The 15890-nt window shown below is 46.9% G+C and carries 17 protein-coding genes; 16 read left to right on the forward strand and 1 reads right to left on the reverse strand.

Going from position 1 to position 15890, the window contains the following annotated elements; genetic code table 11:
* Positions 1 to 7: 7 nt before the first annotated feature.
* From xylB to AC0TWI_RS03055, 16 genes are all read left to right on the forward strand, one after another.
* Complete coding sequence (gene xylB / locus AC0TWI_RS02980) at positions 8 to 1501, forward strand: xylulokinase (RefSeq protein ID WP_488124845.1); 1494 nt, start codon at positions 8 to 10, stop codon at positions 1499 to 1501.
* A 19-nt stretch (positions 1502 to 1520) separates the two neighbouring features.
* On the forward strand, positions 1521 to 2504 hold the full coding sequence (locus AC0TWI_RS02985) for an aldo/keto reductase (RefSeq protein ID WP_488124846.1): 984 nt from the start codon (positions 1521 to 1523) through the stop codon (positions 2502 to 2504).
* A gap of 577 nt (positions 2505 to 3081) precedes the next feature.
* Entirely contained in the window at positions 3082 to 3423 is a 342-nt protein-coding gene (locus tag AC0TWI_RS02990) for a DMT family transporter (RefSeq protein WP_488124847.1), read from the forward strand.
* A gap of 1 nt (position 3424) precedes the next feature.
* Entirely contained in the window at positions 3425 to 3739 is a 315-nt protein-coding gene (locus AC0TWI_RS02995; protein WP_488124848.1) for a DMT family transporter, read from the forward strand.
* 370 nt (positions 3740 to 4109) lie between these two features.
* Positions 4110 to 4898, forward strand: a complete 789-nt coding sequence (cpaB, locus tag AC0TWI_RS03000; RefSeq protein WP_488124849.1) for a Flp pilus assembly protein CpaB — start codon at positions 4110 to 4112, stop codon at positions 4896 to 4898.
* 41 nt (positions 4899 to 4939) lie between these two features.
* Complete coding sequence (locus tag AC0TWI_RS03005) at positions 4940 to 6097, forward strand: CpaE/TadZ family protein (protein WP_488124850.1); 1158 nt, start codon at positions 4940 to 4942, stop codon at positions 6095 to 6097.
* A 72-nt stretch (positions 6098 to 6169) separates the two neighbouring features.
* Positions 6170 to 7510, forward strand: a complete 1341-nt coding sequence (locus AC0TWI_RS03010) for a TadA family conjugal transfer-associated ATPase (protein WP_488124851.1) — start codon at positions 6170 to 6172, stop codon at positions 7508 to 7510.
* A complete protein-coding gene (locus AC0TWI_RS03015) occupies positions 7510 to 8448 on the forward strand; it encodes a type II secretion system F family protein (RefSeq protein ID WP_488124852.1) in 939 nt (312 codons plus the stop codon). Before AC0TWI_RS03010 ends, AC0TWI_RS03015 begins: the two co-directional genes overlap by 1 nt.
* Before the next feature lie 3 nt (positions 8449 to 8451).
* Positions 8452 to 9384 carry a type II secretion system F family protein gene (locus tag AC0TWI_RS03020; RefSeq protein WP_488124853.1) on the forward strand — a complete coding sequence of 311 codons (933 nt, stop codon included), beginning with the start codon at positions 8452 to 8454 and terminating at the stop codon, positions 9382 to 9384.
* Between the two features lie 78 nt (positions 9385 to 9462).
* The gene (locus tag AC0TWI_RS03025) at positions 9463 to 9702 is read left to right on the forward strand and encodes a hypothetical protein (RefSeq protein ID WP_488124854.1); all 240 of its coding nucleotides are present in this window, start codon (positions 9463 to 9465) and stop codon (positions 9700 to 9702) included.
* Positions 9703 to 9745: 43 nt separating this feature from the next.
* On the forward strand, positions 9746 to 11101 hold the full coding sequence (locus AC0TWI_RS03030) for a vWA domain-containing protein (protein WP_488124855.1): 1356 nt from the start codon (positions 9746 to 9748) through the stop codon (positions 11099 to 11101).
* A 69-nt stretch (positions 11102 to 11170) separates the two neighbouring features.
* A complete protein-coding gene (locus AC0TWI_RS03035; protein ID WP_488124856.1) occupies positions 11171 to 11560 on the forward strand; it encodes a TadE/TadG family type IV pilus assembly protein in 390 nt (129 codons plus the stop codon).
* Positions 11560 to 12201 carry a hypothetical protein gene (locus AC0TWI_RS03040; RefSeq protein WP_488124857.1) on the forward strand — a complete coding sequence of 214 codons (642 nt, stop codon included), beginning with the start codon at positions 11560 to 11562 and terminating at the stop codon, positions 12199 to 12201. Before AC0TWI_RS03035 ends, AC0TWI_RS03040 begins: the two co-directional genes overlap by 1 nt.
* 117 nt (positions 12202 to 12318) lie before the next feature.
* Positions 12319 to 13518 carry a hypothetical protein gene (locus AC0TWI_RS03045; protein ID WP_488124858.1) on the forward strand — a complete coding sequence of 400 codons (1200 nt, stop codon included), beginning with the start codon at positions 12319 to 12321 and terminating at the stop codon, positions 13516 to 13518.
* A gap of 109 nt (positions 13519 to 13627) precedes the next feature.
* A complete protein-coding gene (locus tag AC0TWI_RS03050) occupies positions 13628 to 14431 on the forward strand; it encodes a hypothetical protein (protein WP_488124859.1) in 804 nt (267 codons plus the stop codon).
* 43 nt (positions 14432 to 14474) lie between these two features.
* Positions 14475 to 15191 (forward strand): hypothetical protein, encoded by a 717-nt coding sequence (locus AC0TWI_RS03055; RefSeq protein WP_488124860.1) that lies wholly within the window; start codon positions 14475 to 14477, stop codon positions 15189 to 15191.
* 191 nt (positions 15192 to 15382) lie between these two features.
* On the opposite strand, the gene AC0TWI_RS03060 is transcribed toward AC0TWI_RS03055, so the two are convergent.
* Positions 15383 to 15601 carry a hypothetical protein gene (locus AC0TWI_RS03060; RefSeq protein WP_488124861.1) on the reverse strand — a complete coding sequence of 73 codons (219 nt, stop codon included), beginning with the start codon at positions 15599 to 15601 and terminating at the stop codon, positions 15383 to 15385.
* Positions 15602 to 15890 lie beyond the last annotated feature (289 nt).

A 15890-nucleotide genomic window follows, 5' to 3' on the forward strand; every position in this document is an offset into this window, starting at 1 on the left:
AGAAAGAATGAAGTATGTGATCGGAATTGATTTGGGGACGAGTGCGGTGAAATTGCTGCTTGTCGACCAGAAAGGAAATGTTGTGAAGGAAGTGTCAAAGTCCTATCCGCTGATTCATGAAAAGATGGGGTATAGCGAACAGGATCCAGAACTGTGGACAGCGCAAACCTTTGCGGGGCTTGCCGAACTTTCAGCCGGTTTTGATCCGGCCTCGATTGAAGGCATCAGCTTTTCCGGTCAGATGCATGGCCTTGTCCTCCTCGATGAGCACCAGCAGGTACTGCGGAATGCTATTCTCTGGAATGATACGAGGACGACTGCCCAATGCCGGGAAGTCGAACGCGTCCTCGGAAAAGAACAGCTCCTGGAAATTGCTAAGAACCCTGCCCTGGAAGGCTTCACTCTGCCTAAGCTTTTATGGGTCAAAGAACATGAAGCCGATTTGTACGAAAGGGCAGCCCTCTTTCTGCTGCCGAAGGATTACGTCCGTTTCCGCCTGACAGGCACGCTGGAAATGGATTATTCCGATGCGGCAGGAACATTGCTTCTTGATGTGGAAAAGAAGCAATGGAGCAAGGAAATATGCGAACGGCTAAACATTGATCCCGCCATCTGTCCGCCCCTTGTTGAATCCGTACAGGAGACAGGCAGGCTGACAGAGGAAGCTGCGGCAAAAACCGGTCTGTTGGAAACGACCCGTGTCTTTGCAGGCGGAGCGGACAATGCGTGCGGAGCGATCGGTGCAGGCATTCTTTCGGAAGGGAAAACATTATGCAGCATCGGTACTTCGGGCGTCGTCCTATCTTTTGAGGAAAACGGCGATCAGGACTTTCACGGGAAGGTCCATTATTTCAACCACGGTGCGCCCGATGCCTATTACACAATGGGGGTGACCTTGTCTGCAGGACACAGCCTGACCTGGTTCCGCGATGTGTTCGCAAAGAATGATTCCTTTGAAGCCCTGCTGGCAGACGTCGATTCAGTTCCTCCCGGTTCCCGCGGCCTGCTGTTCACGCCTTATTTATCAGGAGAAAGAACGCCGCATGCGGATTCGGCCATCCGGGCAAGCTTCGTCGGGATGGATAGCTCGCATGAGCGCAAGGACTTTGTCCGGGCTGTACTGGAAGGGATTACGTTTTCCCTGAATGAATCGATCCGGATTTTCAGAGAGAGCGGGAAAACAATCGATCGGATTGTGTCGATCGGCGGCGGTGCAAAAAACGCAGCATGGCTGCAAATGCAGGCGGATATCTTTAATGCTTCCATCGTCAAGCTGAAGAGCGAGCAAGGGCCAGGAATGGGGGCGGCTATGCTTGCGGCGTTTGGATGCGGCTGGTTTGATTCTTTAGAGTCTTGTGCAGCTGAGTTTTTGGATGAGGATCAAGTATTTGAACCGAACCTTGAAAATGTCCGCCTATATGAGCAATTGTTTGAAGTGTACCGCCATGTTTACGTAGCGACAAAAGGATTGAACGAAGAGCTTGCGGCTTTTCGCGGCTAATATTAGAGGAGGGGTACAATTGAAATACAACCGGCTTGGCAATACGGATTTGCAGATCAGTGAATTGAGCTTCGGAACTTGGGCAATCGGCGGTTCATGGGGAAGAACAAACGTTGAACAAGCCTTACAAGGATTGCATTACGCTATGGAACAAGGCGTGAATTTCTTTGATACCGCGGATGTCTACGGAGATGGACATAGTGAGGAGCTGCTTGCCAAAGCAACAAAGGGCAAGAAGGATTCAATCCATATCGCGACGAAATTTTGCCGGGCAGGGGATATCCATGACCCAGAAAACTACTCTGCCGAAAAGGTGACGGAGTACTGTGAGAACAGCCTGAAACGCCTGCAGCGGGACAGCATCGACCTTTTCCAAATCCATTGCCCGCCAATGGAGATTCTGCAGCAGGGCACTGTTTTTGACGTGCTAGAAAAGCTGCAAAAGGAAGGGAAAATCCGCTATTACGGCGTAAGTGTGGAGACGGTGGATGAGGGGCTGTTTTGTCTGGAACATTCCAATGCCAGCGCTCTGCAAGTGATTTTTAACCTTTTTAGGCAAAAACCGCTGGAAAAACTGTTTCCCCAAGCACAGGCCGACCAAGTCGGAATCTTGGCCAGAGTACCGCTCGCCAGCGGATTGCTCACCGGCAAATTCAGCAAGAACACAAGCTTTCCGGAAGATGACCACCGCAATTTCAACCGGAACGGCGAGGCCTTCAACGTAGGGGAGACCTTCGCAGGCTTGGAGTTTGCAAAAGGTGTGGAACTGAGCAGGGACGTGGAATGGATTGCAGAAGGAAGAGGCAATTTGACGAGAGCCGCGCTCAAGTGGATCCTCGACCAAGAAGCGGTGACAAGCGTCATCCCAGGCTTCAAGAACGTGGAGCAGGTAAAGGACAACCTTGGGGCATTGGAAGTGAAAGGCTATACAGAAGAAGAACAGGCCAGGCTCCAGCAATTTTACAATGACAAGGTAAAGGATCAAATCCGCGGACCATATTAATAGTAGAAACAGGTTAAAGACAGCAAATATCCACTAAGGAATTTGCTGTCTCTTTTTGCAATTCAGGCAGTATTATAGCCGGTTTGCAGTCCATGCTCAAGTTGAAAAACGGCATGACTTTTTAAGGGGGACAAATTGGCTATTTGCAGTTTAGTGCTATCAAACCGCGGATCTATGCAGAGCTTGGCGTCAACGGGAGGCTCTTTTGGGGATTTGGAGATTCAACCTAGCAACGCGCATTAGGATACTTGGATAGACACATGAAGACTGGAGAAAAAGAATTCTACCGGTATCAAAGGGCGTGATAAAAACGTGAAGCGCCAGGAATCTGAATACTTCCGGTGCCAAAGGATATGATAGACACGTGTTTCTCGGAGAAGCAGCTTCCTTCGGGTATCAAAGCCCGACATAGATACAAAAAGCACCGGCCCACTGAATTCTTCAGAAGCAAAGAACGAATCAGGGCAAAGAACACGTGGAATCTTGCACAATCCTCCGATATTCGTCCCACCCCCGTCCCGACTTCGTCTGTGATAAACTGAAAGGCAGTATGCACGTAGGAAGGGAGCTTGGGAATTTGGCGTGGCTTTATGTATTGTTTGCGGCAATTGTCGAGGTGTTTTGGGTGGTCGGCCTCCGATATTCTAGTAATACGCTGGAATGGGCCGGGACGGTGATCATGATCATCTTTAGTTTCTTCTTCATTATTAAAGCTTGTGAAAAGCTGCCGGCGGGCACAGTGTACGCGGTATTTACCGGGTCGGGAGCAGCGGCGATTGTCCTCGTCGATTTTCTTCTTTTTAATACGCCTTTTTCACTTGTGAAGGTACTATTTATCGGCTTAATCATCATAGGGGTGATTGGCATTAAAATCACGACGGACGGGAAAGAGCATTCCGCGGCAGAGGGAGGCGATTAAGGTGGCATGGCTTTATTTGGTCATTGCGAGTTTCGGTGAAATTTTTGGGGTTATTTTGATTCAACTGTTTCTACAAAAGAAGTCAATCGGCAGACTGCTTTTAATGACAGCCACTTTTGGCCTCGGTTTCGTATTCTTGTCGCTTGCGATGAGGGACATCCCCCTCGGTACAGCTTATGCGGTTTGGACTGGACTCGGGGCAGCAGGGGCTGTGCTGACAGGAATTCTATTTTTCCATGAATCAGCGGGGTGGAAGAGGCTTCTCTTTCTCTGTCTCATTATCGCAGGTGCGGTAGGTTTGAAAGTAACAGAATAATTGGGCACACAGCCCTAAACGGCATGTTTTTCTTCCTTCTAGGAAAAAAGGCATGCCGTTTTTTTGGCTCCCTTTATTTTTTTCAAAAATGATTAAAAGGTCATAACTTACTTTTCGTTAGGGACTTCTTAATTGGAAAAATAAGTGTAAAAAGGGAGGGATGTAAAAGCGTGCGCCAAAAGAAATGATTCTATTTTCCCTGATTCTCATCCTCTGTCAAAGAATAGACAGGAACAAATACCTATTACCCTGTCAATAGCCCTTCGTGTGAGAATTTGACCAATTATTGAACTTGTTATTAACTAAGGATGAGCATTCTTCTAAGAATGCCAAATCCATATTGTTGCTAAGGAAACGGGGTCAAAGAGGGATGCTTGAATCAAAAAGAAGAGCACTGATTTTTTTAGCGATTTCATTACTACTCGCTGCAATCGCCGGATTCATGTTCTTGCAGAAAATTAAGACATTGAATGCGGAACTGGGAGGCATGACGAAGATTTATGTTGCTGCTGCTGATATACCGTCCCGGACACTGATTAAGCCGGAACAGGTGAAGGCGATCGACATGCCAAACAAATACATCAACAGCTCCTATGTTACCGATGTGAAAGACTTAATCGACAAGGTGCTTGTTGTCCCGTTGTCTGGCGATGACGTCATTACGAAGACGATGATTAAACCGGTATCAAATGCAAGGGATGAGAACAACCGGCTTGTGGCGCTGCCAGAATCTGAACGAGTCCATTTCGACCAGCAGCTTGACGCGCTCGACAGGGTCGACTTGATCATCTCACAAAACTTTACCGGCAAACCGGTCACCACGACTTTCATGAAGGACATCCCGGTCGCTGCGGTAATGAAGAAAGACGATAAATTTTCGGGAATTGCTATTGAAGTCTCTGCCCAGGATGCGCCGCTCATCATTCATATGCAAAATTATGCGGACAGCATACGGGTACTGAAAGCAAATGTTGGAAAGAGCGATGTCAACCTCGATGAGATAGAAGGCAAGGCCCAAGAGAAGAAGGAAGAAAAACCGAAAGAGGATGCGCCTAAGGAAGACGCTCCAAAAGATCAGTCTAAAGAAGAACAACAAAAACAAGAAGAGCCTAAGCAGGAAAATCCTCCTGCAGATAATAAAGAAGAGGGCAAATCATAAATGGGGATGCGGGCCATCCGCCATGATGTTGGAGGACAGGTATGAGTGCGGATTTGAAAATATTGCTCGTTAGCGAGGACGAGGAATCACTTGTCCATTTAGCAGGAGTCGCAAGTGAGTTTGAAAAAACAGACAGCATCACCTACCGGGAACTGAAAGCTGAGCTAGACAGGATTTCACCGGATTTAATATTTCTGATTGAAAGTGAAGACCATTCGTTTGTCGATTGGATTGATTATATCCATTCGGTCAATCCGTATATCCCGGTCGTTTTCATCGCGCTGAGACAGGATTTCGATATGCTGCGCAGTGTGACACGGGCGGGCGTAACAGATTTTTTTGTACTGCCGGATGAAAATACGATGCTGTACGGAAGGCTGGACAGCATCATCCATATCGCTGAGGAGAGGAAACGCCAAGCGAGTGAGACAGCGGCAAGCCAATCATTTAAAAGAGGACGAGGCAAGATTGTCTCCTTTTACAGCGGGAAGGGCGGAGTCGGAAAGACGCTCATCTCTAGCGCTTATGCACAGACATTGAAGTTCGAGTCGACTGCGCAAGTGATCCTGATTGACCTGAACCTGCAATTCGGCGGGGCTGAGACGTTCCTGTCGATTGAATCGAACAGAACAATTGCCGACTTGCTGCCGGTTGTTGATGAATTGAACGAAAGTCATATTCGGAATGTTTCGCAAAAGGAGCAATATTCCAAGCTGGAAGTACTCCTGAGCCCCAGGGATGCGGAAATGGCCGAGCGGCTGCCGGAGGGATTTGTCTCCAAGCTGCTGCGGACGTGCAGGAGAAGCTATGATTTCGTCATTGTCGACCTGCCGGGCCATATGGATGCACAGACATTTACGGCACTTGAGGAATCGGACAAAATCTATTACGTGCTGACTCTCGACACGCCGTCCGTATCGACACTGAAACAAGTAGAAACATTGTTTCAGAGATTGGGGATCGACCCGGCGGAGCGGATGGAAGTTTTGCTGAATGAAGTCGGCAGGGAAAACGAGCTGCAGCCGGCTGATGTCAAAAAAGTGCTGAATTATCCGATCGCAGCCAAGCTTTCAAGAGACATCAAGGGTGTGCAGTCGAAAGTGAACATCAGTGAGCCTTTCCGAAAAGAGCCGAATGAAAAGAAGCTCGTTCCATTTGCGAGAGGAATTCGGAAGTGGGTTTTGCAATCTATAGAATAACGAAAAGAAACGTTAGGATTTGAACCCAATACATCACCGTTTGAAAAACAACGAAAAAAGGGCTGATGAGACATGTCATTATTTGAAAGAACAAAGGACAAAGCGATCGTCCACATGCAGTCGAAGAGGCATGCTTATGACAATCCATATATCAGCGAGCTAGTCGATCACTATAAAGCAAGGATTCTGCGGGAATCCAATCTTGAAATGCTCACCAATCTACCTCAAGGCGAGATGAAGCTGCGAATTGAGCAGCTGATCAGCCAGTTCATGAGCGAAGAGAAAGTGATCATTCCCCGGCATGACAAAGAGGCACTGCTGACACGGATCATCGACGAATCGATCGGCTTCGGTCCACTGGAGCCCCTGTTAAAAGATCCGGCAATCACCGAAATTCTCATCAACGGACCAAAATCGGTCTATATCGAGAAACTTGGGAAACTGGAGAAAACTCAAATCGTTTTCAAGGATGACAGCCATGTCCGCCACGTCATCGACAGGATTGTCGCGCCGCTCGGCAGGCGCATTGATGAAAGTTCCCCGATGGTCGACGCCCGCTTGCCGGATGGAAGCCGTGTGAACGCCGTTATACCGCCGATTTCTCTGACAGGCCCCGTCGTCTCGATCCGTAAATTCCGGAAAGAGCCGTTTCAGATGGAGGATTTGCTTAATTTTGAAACGTTGAACGAAGCGTTCTCTACTTTCATCGACGCAATCGTCAGGTCGAAGATGAACATCCTGATCTCAGGTGGTACAGGCAGCGGGAAAACAACGCTCCTGAACGTCATGGGCAATTCGATTCCTGACGCGGAACGGATTATCACAATCGAGGACTCGGCGGAATTGCGGCTCGACAAGCCGAATGTAGTCGGCCTCGAAGCCCGTCCTGTCAACATGGAGGGCAAAGGGGAAATCACCATTCGCCAGCTCGTCAAAAACTCGCTCCGGATGCGTCCCGACCGGATCATCGTCGGAGAGGTCCGCGGCGCCGAAGCGTTCGACATGCTGCAGGCGATGAACACCGGTCACGAAGGTTCGATCACGACCGTCCACGCCAACTCGCCATTTGACGCACTCCGCAGGGTAGAAGGGATGGTCATCATGGCCGGAATGGACCTGCCGTCCCATATCGTCCGGGAATACATCGTCGGAGCGCTTGACATTATCGTCCAGGCCCAGCGCCTGACTGACGGAACGAGAAAGATCACCTCCATCTGTGAAATTCACCGCGATGACAACGGAGAAATCAGCATCAATGAAATCTTCGAATTCAAGCGGGTTCGGATGAAGCAGAACGGTGAAATCGAAGGCTATTTCCAGGCGACCGGTTATTTGCCGAAATGCTTGGAAAGAATCCGGATCTTCGGCATTGATCTTCCCGATCAAATGTTCATTCCGCAGGAGGTGGGCTGATGTCAGAAGAAATGCAAATGGCCGTCATTTACGGCTTGGCGGTGCTTGTATTCGTCTGGTGCCTGTACAGCTATCTTGGCTACCGCTCCGACAAGCGGGCTGTATTGAAAAAGCACGAAACCATCTTGGCAAGGGAGAAAAAGCGGAACAGTATCCTGTCGACTTTCGGGGACCGTTTTGATGCGACCCCTTTTGCCCAACGGTTCAAGGTAAAGCTGATCAGCGCGAATTTGCCGTTGCTGCCGTCGGAGTTTTTTACGGTATTGGCATTCTTGTGCTTTGCCATCGCTCTTATTCTGTATCAATTTTTTGAAATGAGCCTTTCAGTCAGTTTAAGTGCAGCAATCATCGCGACCATTGCCAGCTATTTTGTTATTTTCCTCTTGAGGAAAAACAAAAACCTTGAACTGATGAATGACCAATTATCGGAAGTATGCAGGATTTTGGCGAACAGTACAAAAGCAGGGATGACAATCAACCAGGGACTGGAACTGGTCGCAACCGAAATCGCTCTTCCAGCGAAAAAAGAATTCAAGGAGCTTGCACATAATTTGCGTCTCGGAATTGATTTCGAAGCGGCAATCAGAGAATTGGAAAGCAAAGTTCCAACCCGAGAGTTCAAGTTGTTCACGGCGGCCCTTCTGATCCAAAAACGATCCGGTGGGAATCTGACAAAGGGTCTGGAAGAAATGGCCCATACGCTTGAAGACAGGAAGGTCCTTCGCCAAAGTGTAAAAACGGCCACAGCTGAACAGCGGTTTATATCTTATATATTGCCAGTCATGCCGATTGCGTTGTTATTGATGTTAAATCTGATCATGGACGGTTTCCTGGATACGTTATTTACAGTGCCGGGAATGATATTGGGAACCATCTTCCTTATTGGAATGATCATCGCTTCCCTCCTCATTCGAGCCGTCACAAATATAAGGGTGTAGCCGATGGATACAATTTTTGTAGTACTCACATTCGCTTTTTGGGTCTTTATGCTAATCGGCCTAATCAGCCTTTATCAATACTCAAAAGAAAGACAGGTTTTAAGTGAACACATCAACGAGGTTGCGGTCACGAGCAGCCTCATCCAGCCTAAAAAGAAAAGTTTCATAGAAAATATGATTCACAAGTTGTCGAAATATGCAGATGACTTCGCGGATATTGGGGAAAGAATCAACTTTTTCAGTGAATCTGCGGAAATTGAAGATTTTCTGCTTCGGTCGGGGAACCGGTATGATCTCACTGTGTCAAGATTCCAGGGCTTCAAAATCTTGCTTGTCCTAATCGGGTTCGCGGTCGGGATCGTCATGTTTATTCTAGGATTGCCGTTTGGGAATGTAGCCTTCCTTATTTTGCCCTTTGTCGGTTATTTTCTTCCGATTTTCGGTCTGAGGAATGCGGTTAAAAGAAGGCAAATTGAGCTTAGAAGGGATCTGCCTGACTTTTTGGATACGGTAAGCATCAACCTCCAATCCGGATCAGGTTTGGAAAATGCGATTAAAGAGATCATCAAGTATTATTCTGGACCGATACGGGACGAATTCTCGCGTTTTTTGCATGAAGTGGAACTGGGATTGCCTCGTGAAATCGCCTATCAGCATTTGCTGCAAAGAAATAGTGACGAGGATTTTCAAAGCTTTATCAAGGCTTTGATGCAGGGCAATCGGCTGGGCGTACCGATTTCGCAAACCTTTAGTGATCAGGCGGAGGAAATGCGCCGCCTGAACCTGGAAATTATCAAAGAGAAAGCGGCAAAGGCCTCGCCGAAGGTTACACTGATTATCTCTCTGGTCATGGCTCCACTGGTGATGATTATGATCCTGGGGATGATGATCTTAAACATTCTGTTCGGCGAAAATAATATTCTGGAATTATTTTAAGGGAGGTGGTTCATGAAGGAAGAGCATTTGTTGAGATGTTTGGAGAAATAAAAAAATACACTTTTTGGAGGAATAAAGATGAACAAATTAATGGAGAAATTTAACGGGGCATGCATGAATCTATACGTATCCTTAACGGAGAAGACAAAAAATGAAAGAGGAGCAACAACAATTGAGTGGGTTGGTTTGGCATTTGTCATCCTCACATTGATGGCGGTTGTCGCCACTGCCGTGAAAAACGGAAACGACCAAAGTATCGCGACGTCCATCATCAAGCAAATCTCTGGCATCATCGACCAAGTTGGCGGCGGACAATAATTTTTACATCCAGGAATCTGACAGACAGAATGGAGTTTTATATGTGAACTTCAAAAAACGTTTTTTCTTTTTAGCAGCAATACTATTGATGTTACTTATTGTGGGGTGCCAAGCGAAAGAAGGACCGTCCGATACGAAGCCGAAAGAAGATGCAAAGGCAGAAACTCCTTCGAAACCAGAAAATCAAAAGAAAGAGGAACGGACACTTTCTTTGGAGGCGCCCCCGCTTCCTCAAACCATAGAGGAAATTGTTGAATACCCGGTCGGCAAACTTTCTTACGACAGTGCTTCCTTGAATGACGAAGCAAAGGCGGAATTGGAGACAATCGATCCGCTTTCCGAAGATGCAGAACAAGCAGAGCTGGATAAGCTTCATACGTATTTATATTCCCTTGTCAAAATGGAATATGATGATCCGGTAGAATTGATGGAGCGACTGGGAAATCCTAAAGAAGAAGGAGCCCCTCCAGAAGAACAAGGTTCCTATAATGTGATAATCGCACTTGATGCCAGCGGCAGTATGGCAAATATGGTCGGCTCCAAAACTCGGATGGATTTGGCCAAAGAAGCGATTGAATCGTTCGCCTCCAGCCTTCCAAAAGAGGCGAATGTCGGATTGCGGGTCTATGGCCATAAAGGGTCAGGATCCTCGGCAGATAAGGCAATGTCATGCGCTGCCAACGAAGTAGTTTATCCGATCACACCTTACAATCAGGAGAATCTGAAACAATCATTGGCTGGTTTTAAACCAGCGGGATGGACACCTTTAGCAGGTGCCATTGAAGGCGCTATGAAGGATCTTGAGCCTTATAAAGGTGAACAGAACAAGAACGTTGTTTATGTTGTCAGTGACGGAGTGGAAACGTGCGACGGCAATCCGGTTGCAGAAGCAGCCAAATTGAAAGAGTCCGGAATATCACCTGTTGTCCATATTATCGGTTTTGACGTGCCGAATAATGAACAGCAGCAGCTGAAGGATGTAGCGGATGCTGCAGGCGGTACGTACACAAACGCAAAAAACCATGATCAATTGAAAAAAGAATTCGAGAAAACGATTCAGGATTCGTATGAATGGCTCAAATGGTATTTCGAGGAGGCAATGGAATCCAAAGAGCACTATTATGATCAATGGCGCGAGATTACCACCTATGTCAACAGCTGGCATCCGAAGCAGCAGAGTGAAGAGTTCAAAATCGACTATGCGCTTACGGAGCTGCGAGATCAAAAGAAACTTACTTCTGAGCAAACGGACTATTTGAAGAAGAAGAATAAAGAGTACTTTAAGGAAATCGAAAATAAGTTAAATCAATTCAGTAAAGCACTCAATCAAGCAAATGATGATAGTCTCGCTGATACGATGGCTGAGTTGAAGCGGATTAAAAAAGAAAAGGTCAAGTAGGAATATAGCAATCTGCTATGAAAGTTTCGAAGAATTTATGTCTCCACTTACAAGGAAAGGGGACTTGTAATGAGTTTGAAAAAGATGATAAAGAATGAACGAGGAGCAGCAACGATCGAATTTTTAGCGATGCTGCCCCTGATTTTCTTTATTATGATGGTTTGTTTCCAATTTATAGTGGCTGGATATGCCATCATTATTACACAATCGGCGGCTAATGAGGCTGCCAAAACGTATTCAGTGACGAATAGCTCGTCAGAAGCAAGAGAAGCTGCGCGAAATGTCATTAAAACTTCGGGGAAAAACCTGGAGTTCAAGGATATGGCGATTGAAGGCGGCGATGACTTTCAACTTGAGGTGAAGGTCGACATGGACTTGATCTTTGTACCGAAAGAGTATACAGGAGCGCTTCCGAAAATACCCTTTTCCAAAACAATCAGCGGCAGGATGATGAACTGATGAAATGGCTTGATGAACGAGGGAATACAACCATATTTATTATTGGCTCCTTCAGCATGTTTCTCATTTTTTTGTTGATTGCCGGAAGCTTGAGCAAGGTCTTTATTTTGAAGGAAAGATCTTCGAACAACGCCGAACAGGCCAGTATAGTGGCTACATCCATCGTGATGAAACATTTGGAGATTGCTGTAGAAGATTATGATGCGAGCCTGACGCCGGAGGAATATCCGGTCCTTGCACTAGGGCCAAAAATCAACCTTGCAAAGCAGCAGATTTCCGCTTCTAATCCGAATTGGTCGAATGTCGAAGTGAAGACAAAGGCTTACAATACAGTCCTTGCGTCTAACTTACCTGGAAATCCGATTTTAAAAGGCTTCGTTTACGCAGAAGTTTCGACAGCTGAAGGGAAAATCCCTGGTGCGGTATCGTCCAATATCCGAAAGAATAAAGGCGTTGTGAAAGACACAAAAATCAACTTTGTTGACGACCGGATTCAGGTCACCACTTCGACCCGCTATAAGGCGTTCAAGTATGACGAGAAGATGCCTGAAGAAAAACGATATGTAAAACAGAAAGGGAGCGGTCCGGAACTGCTCTTTGCAAGAGGACTGGACGGCTGGTCGTTGAATATCGAGCTCTGAGACCAGCCGTTTCTTCATGAAAAGAAGCAGAGGGAGGATGTTTCCATGAAAATTGCCAGACATTCTCCCTCTGCATCATTTTATAAAACAAAAAGAAAACAAAAGGAGGTAAGACGAGTGACAAGAAAAACAAGAAGGCGCTTTTCCGCGATTATCGCTCTTTTCTTTATCATTTTCATGCAGATTGGACCGTTCGCACTGTCGGCATTCGCATGGAGCCCTCCGTCATGGAATGCTCCGGATGCGAAGGTGCCAAGTGGGAAAACGCCAAATTGGGAAACGCCGGAATGGGAGGCTCCAGAGACCGAATCCCCCGATTGGGAAGTGAAGGAATGGGATAGGCCGGAATGGGAAGCGCCTGATTGGAATGGAAATGGCGGAAACACACCTGACTCGAATGCCCCGGGTGCCAATACACCTGGATCGAATGTTCCAGGAGCCAACGTTCCCGGCGGTAATGGACCAGGAGGGAATTTGCCGGGAGGCGATGTACCGGATGGGACGTCTCCGGACGGTACCGGAATCGGCGGCGGAGGTGGATCAGGGGCGCATCCTGACAATGGAAATGGTTCCACTCCGGAATATGTCCAAGATAAACCGCATCCCTTCCAGGATGATATGGATTACCAGAGAAATAAGTTCCTGATGGATGATGTGTTTTTCCCGGCGATTGAAGCGCTTGACCAAGCACCTGGACAAAACACATGGGATACGTTTGGGGAAAATTACAATAAGAATTTAATGACGAATGTATTGAAAGCCGGGCTGAATCATACCTTTGACAATGATGAGACGGCGCTCGGGGCTGCCGGGCGTCTCGGAATGGATGTCTGGTCGGGAGTTGAAAACGCCCAGCATCTAAGCAAATTTTTTAAATCAGGCAGTGACATCCGTAACGCTTTTAACACCGTAAGTTCTGCCGGATCCTTCTCCGCTGCAACAACAGAAGCGGGTTCCTTGCTGTCCAAGGTGGCAAAACCGTTTGATATGGGAACGGGGATAGCAGGAAAAGCGGCACCATGGCTTGCTGCTGTAAGCACAGCGTATTCAGGTGCCGAAACCTATATGAACTTTGCAAATGGTGATGTAAATGATGGGATTGCCAGCCTTGGCGAGACATTGATGTCCGGCGCCGTTGTGCTGAGCGCAACAGGTGCCGGTGCACCAGTAGCCGCAGGAGTTGCGGTAGTCGGCGGGGTGCTTTGGGCAGGTGCAAAAATATACAAACATAAAGATACAATTGTCGCAGGCGCAAAAAAGGTGGGAGAATGGGCAAAGAAAGGCTGGAATAAGGTTAAAGGCTGGTTCGGAGGCTAACTAGAAGAAAATTTATTTTAAAAATGTGATATGAGGGAGATGCGGATGCATTTCCTTCATGCCATTTATAGGAAAATTATTAAAGCCATTTGAGCAAGGAGAGACAACCATGATCAGAATGAATGATGTACCGGAAAATGTAAAAGTAGCTATGAGACAGTATCACACACCATCCGAGACACCGGATGTCTTTCCCGCTATCTTTCGTATTGACAACAACGATTATTATTTCTTCACGTTTGCCCCGGCAGCTGAGCAGCTCATCGTAGAAAAGAACGGCACTGTCCCCAGTTTTGAAACGATAAAAAAAGTAGCGTTGATCGCCACTGATTTCAACCATAGCATTGAGACAACCGTTCATAAAGGAATGAAATGGATCGATCCTTCATTTGAAAAGAATTATCTAAAGCTTGAAGGGATTTTAAAAGAGATTGAGTCCAAACTTGGTCCGCTCTCCGCCTCTATACAAAACGACCTCAAATCCGTTCAGGTTGCTGTCGGGGATATGCTTGCCGAGCAGAGGCGATTAGTTGAACTTGTAAAAAAGAGCCTGTATGTTCTAGAACGGATTCAAAAGAGCGAATTGGCGACAGTAGAGGACCAAGTTGAAGCGAGGGAATATCGTCATGGAATGGCAAATGCGATGTACAGGCAAAACTCCCGTCAGCTTGAAACCGAAGAAGAGAGGAACCGGGTTATTCACTTCGTCAACAGCAAAAAATCGATTCTGAATCCATCTACGCTGCTGCTCGCAACGAAATTGAAACCCTATGAGAAAAACATGATGAACCATCAGACACATCATGAAGAGATGAAGGAATTGGGTGAGTTGCTCTCAAGAGGAAATGTACCGCTGGAAGAAGAAGTGCATGCCCGCGAAATATTGAACAAATTTCGCAACCCAAGAAATTAGACGGAAAATGAAGAGGAAAAGCAAATAGAAAACAGGTGATCCTATGTGGAGTTCTTTAAAAAAAGGCGCAGAATTATACAAGTATCGATTTTGGAAGGTTTTGGGGGTTGGGCTGCTCATCATCCTGCCGATCCAAATCGTTTATACATTTGTCGTAAACTATCTCTCCTTCCCCTTTTATTACTATCAAATCCCGCTATGGCCGTCTATGATCCAAGCGGTTTTCATGTTGATTGTACTTTTTTTAATGCAGCTGCCTTTAATTAGTATCGTCCGTCAAGAAGAGGAGGAAGAAACTGTAACATGGCGCCGGCTGCTTGGAGATATGCTGAAGTACGGCTTTCCTGCCTATATATGGAGTATCCCGTATGCATTGCTTACAACGCTCGGGCTGCTTCTTTTCGCCTTGCCGGGAATCGCCGTGCTCATTCTGTTTCTTGGGATACCATTTGTACTGACATTGGGTAACCATCGGGGGAAAAGGCTTTTGAGCGGAGCTTTCCAATTCGGAAAAAGCAATTTTCTCAGCCTTCTCGGTCTCTTGGCTTTGTTTGCCATCGTTGACTTCCTGCTCGGCTATGGTCTATCTGCCGGCATCCTATTTTATACCGGGCAGCCCGCATTATTAAACTGGGCTTATATGATTGTAAATATGCTGATATTGCCGGTTTTCACGTTCAGTGTATCGTTCCTATACCGAGACTGGCAAGGCTTGGAACATGAACCCGACTATGACACAGATACGGCCCCTGCCACCTGAAATGACAGGAGGAGTAAAAATGTTATCTCTGAAAAAGGCATTGCTTCTTGAAAACATGTCGAATATCCGAGGCAAGTAACAAGAAGGCCGGGCAAGAGAAAAGTGTATGAGATTTTAACAAGTGGACCTGAAAAAGATAAGAGGGAGTAAATGAAGTTTGAACACAAACTCGCCGGCTGTGAATCAGCCGGTTATTTTTTCGGCCTGAACAAGCCGAAAAACCATTGAAAAAGCTGGTAAAGCAGTATAAAGGGGAAGGTGATGATTTCAATCAACTCCGAGATGAAGATATAAACCCCGTCCCAGGCACTTTTCTTTGTTTCTTGCTTTTTCTCAGGCCGGACTTTCTTTTTTGAACGATCCGGTTTCCGATTGGGATCGAACCGGACAACCTTTTTGTCTTCACTCATATCAAACAGATCCCCCATTCCGGCAGATGATTCCAGCATATCACCCGCAAAGCGGACGGGTCAATGAGCCGAATGGGGGAAGGAAAGGCATCCCACAAAAAGAGGAACTGCTCAGGTTCAGCCTGAGCAGTTCCTCTTTTCCTCCGTCGCCTGTCGCCCCTGATCAATCGCCCTCCGCTATTCTTTCTCCACATACCGATTTCTCCAGTAGTTCGGCGATGTCGTAGGTGGAGACGTTGTCTTCGACTTCTTTGGCTTTTGTGCCGTCGGACAGCATTGTCAGGCAGTA

Source organism: Lederbergia sp. B243.17 (genome assembly GCF_057657925.1).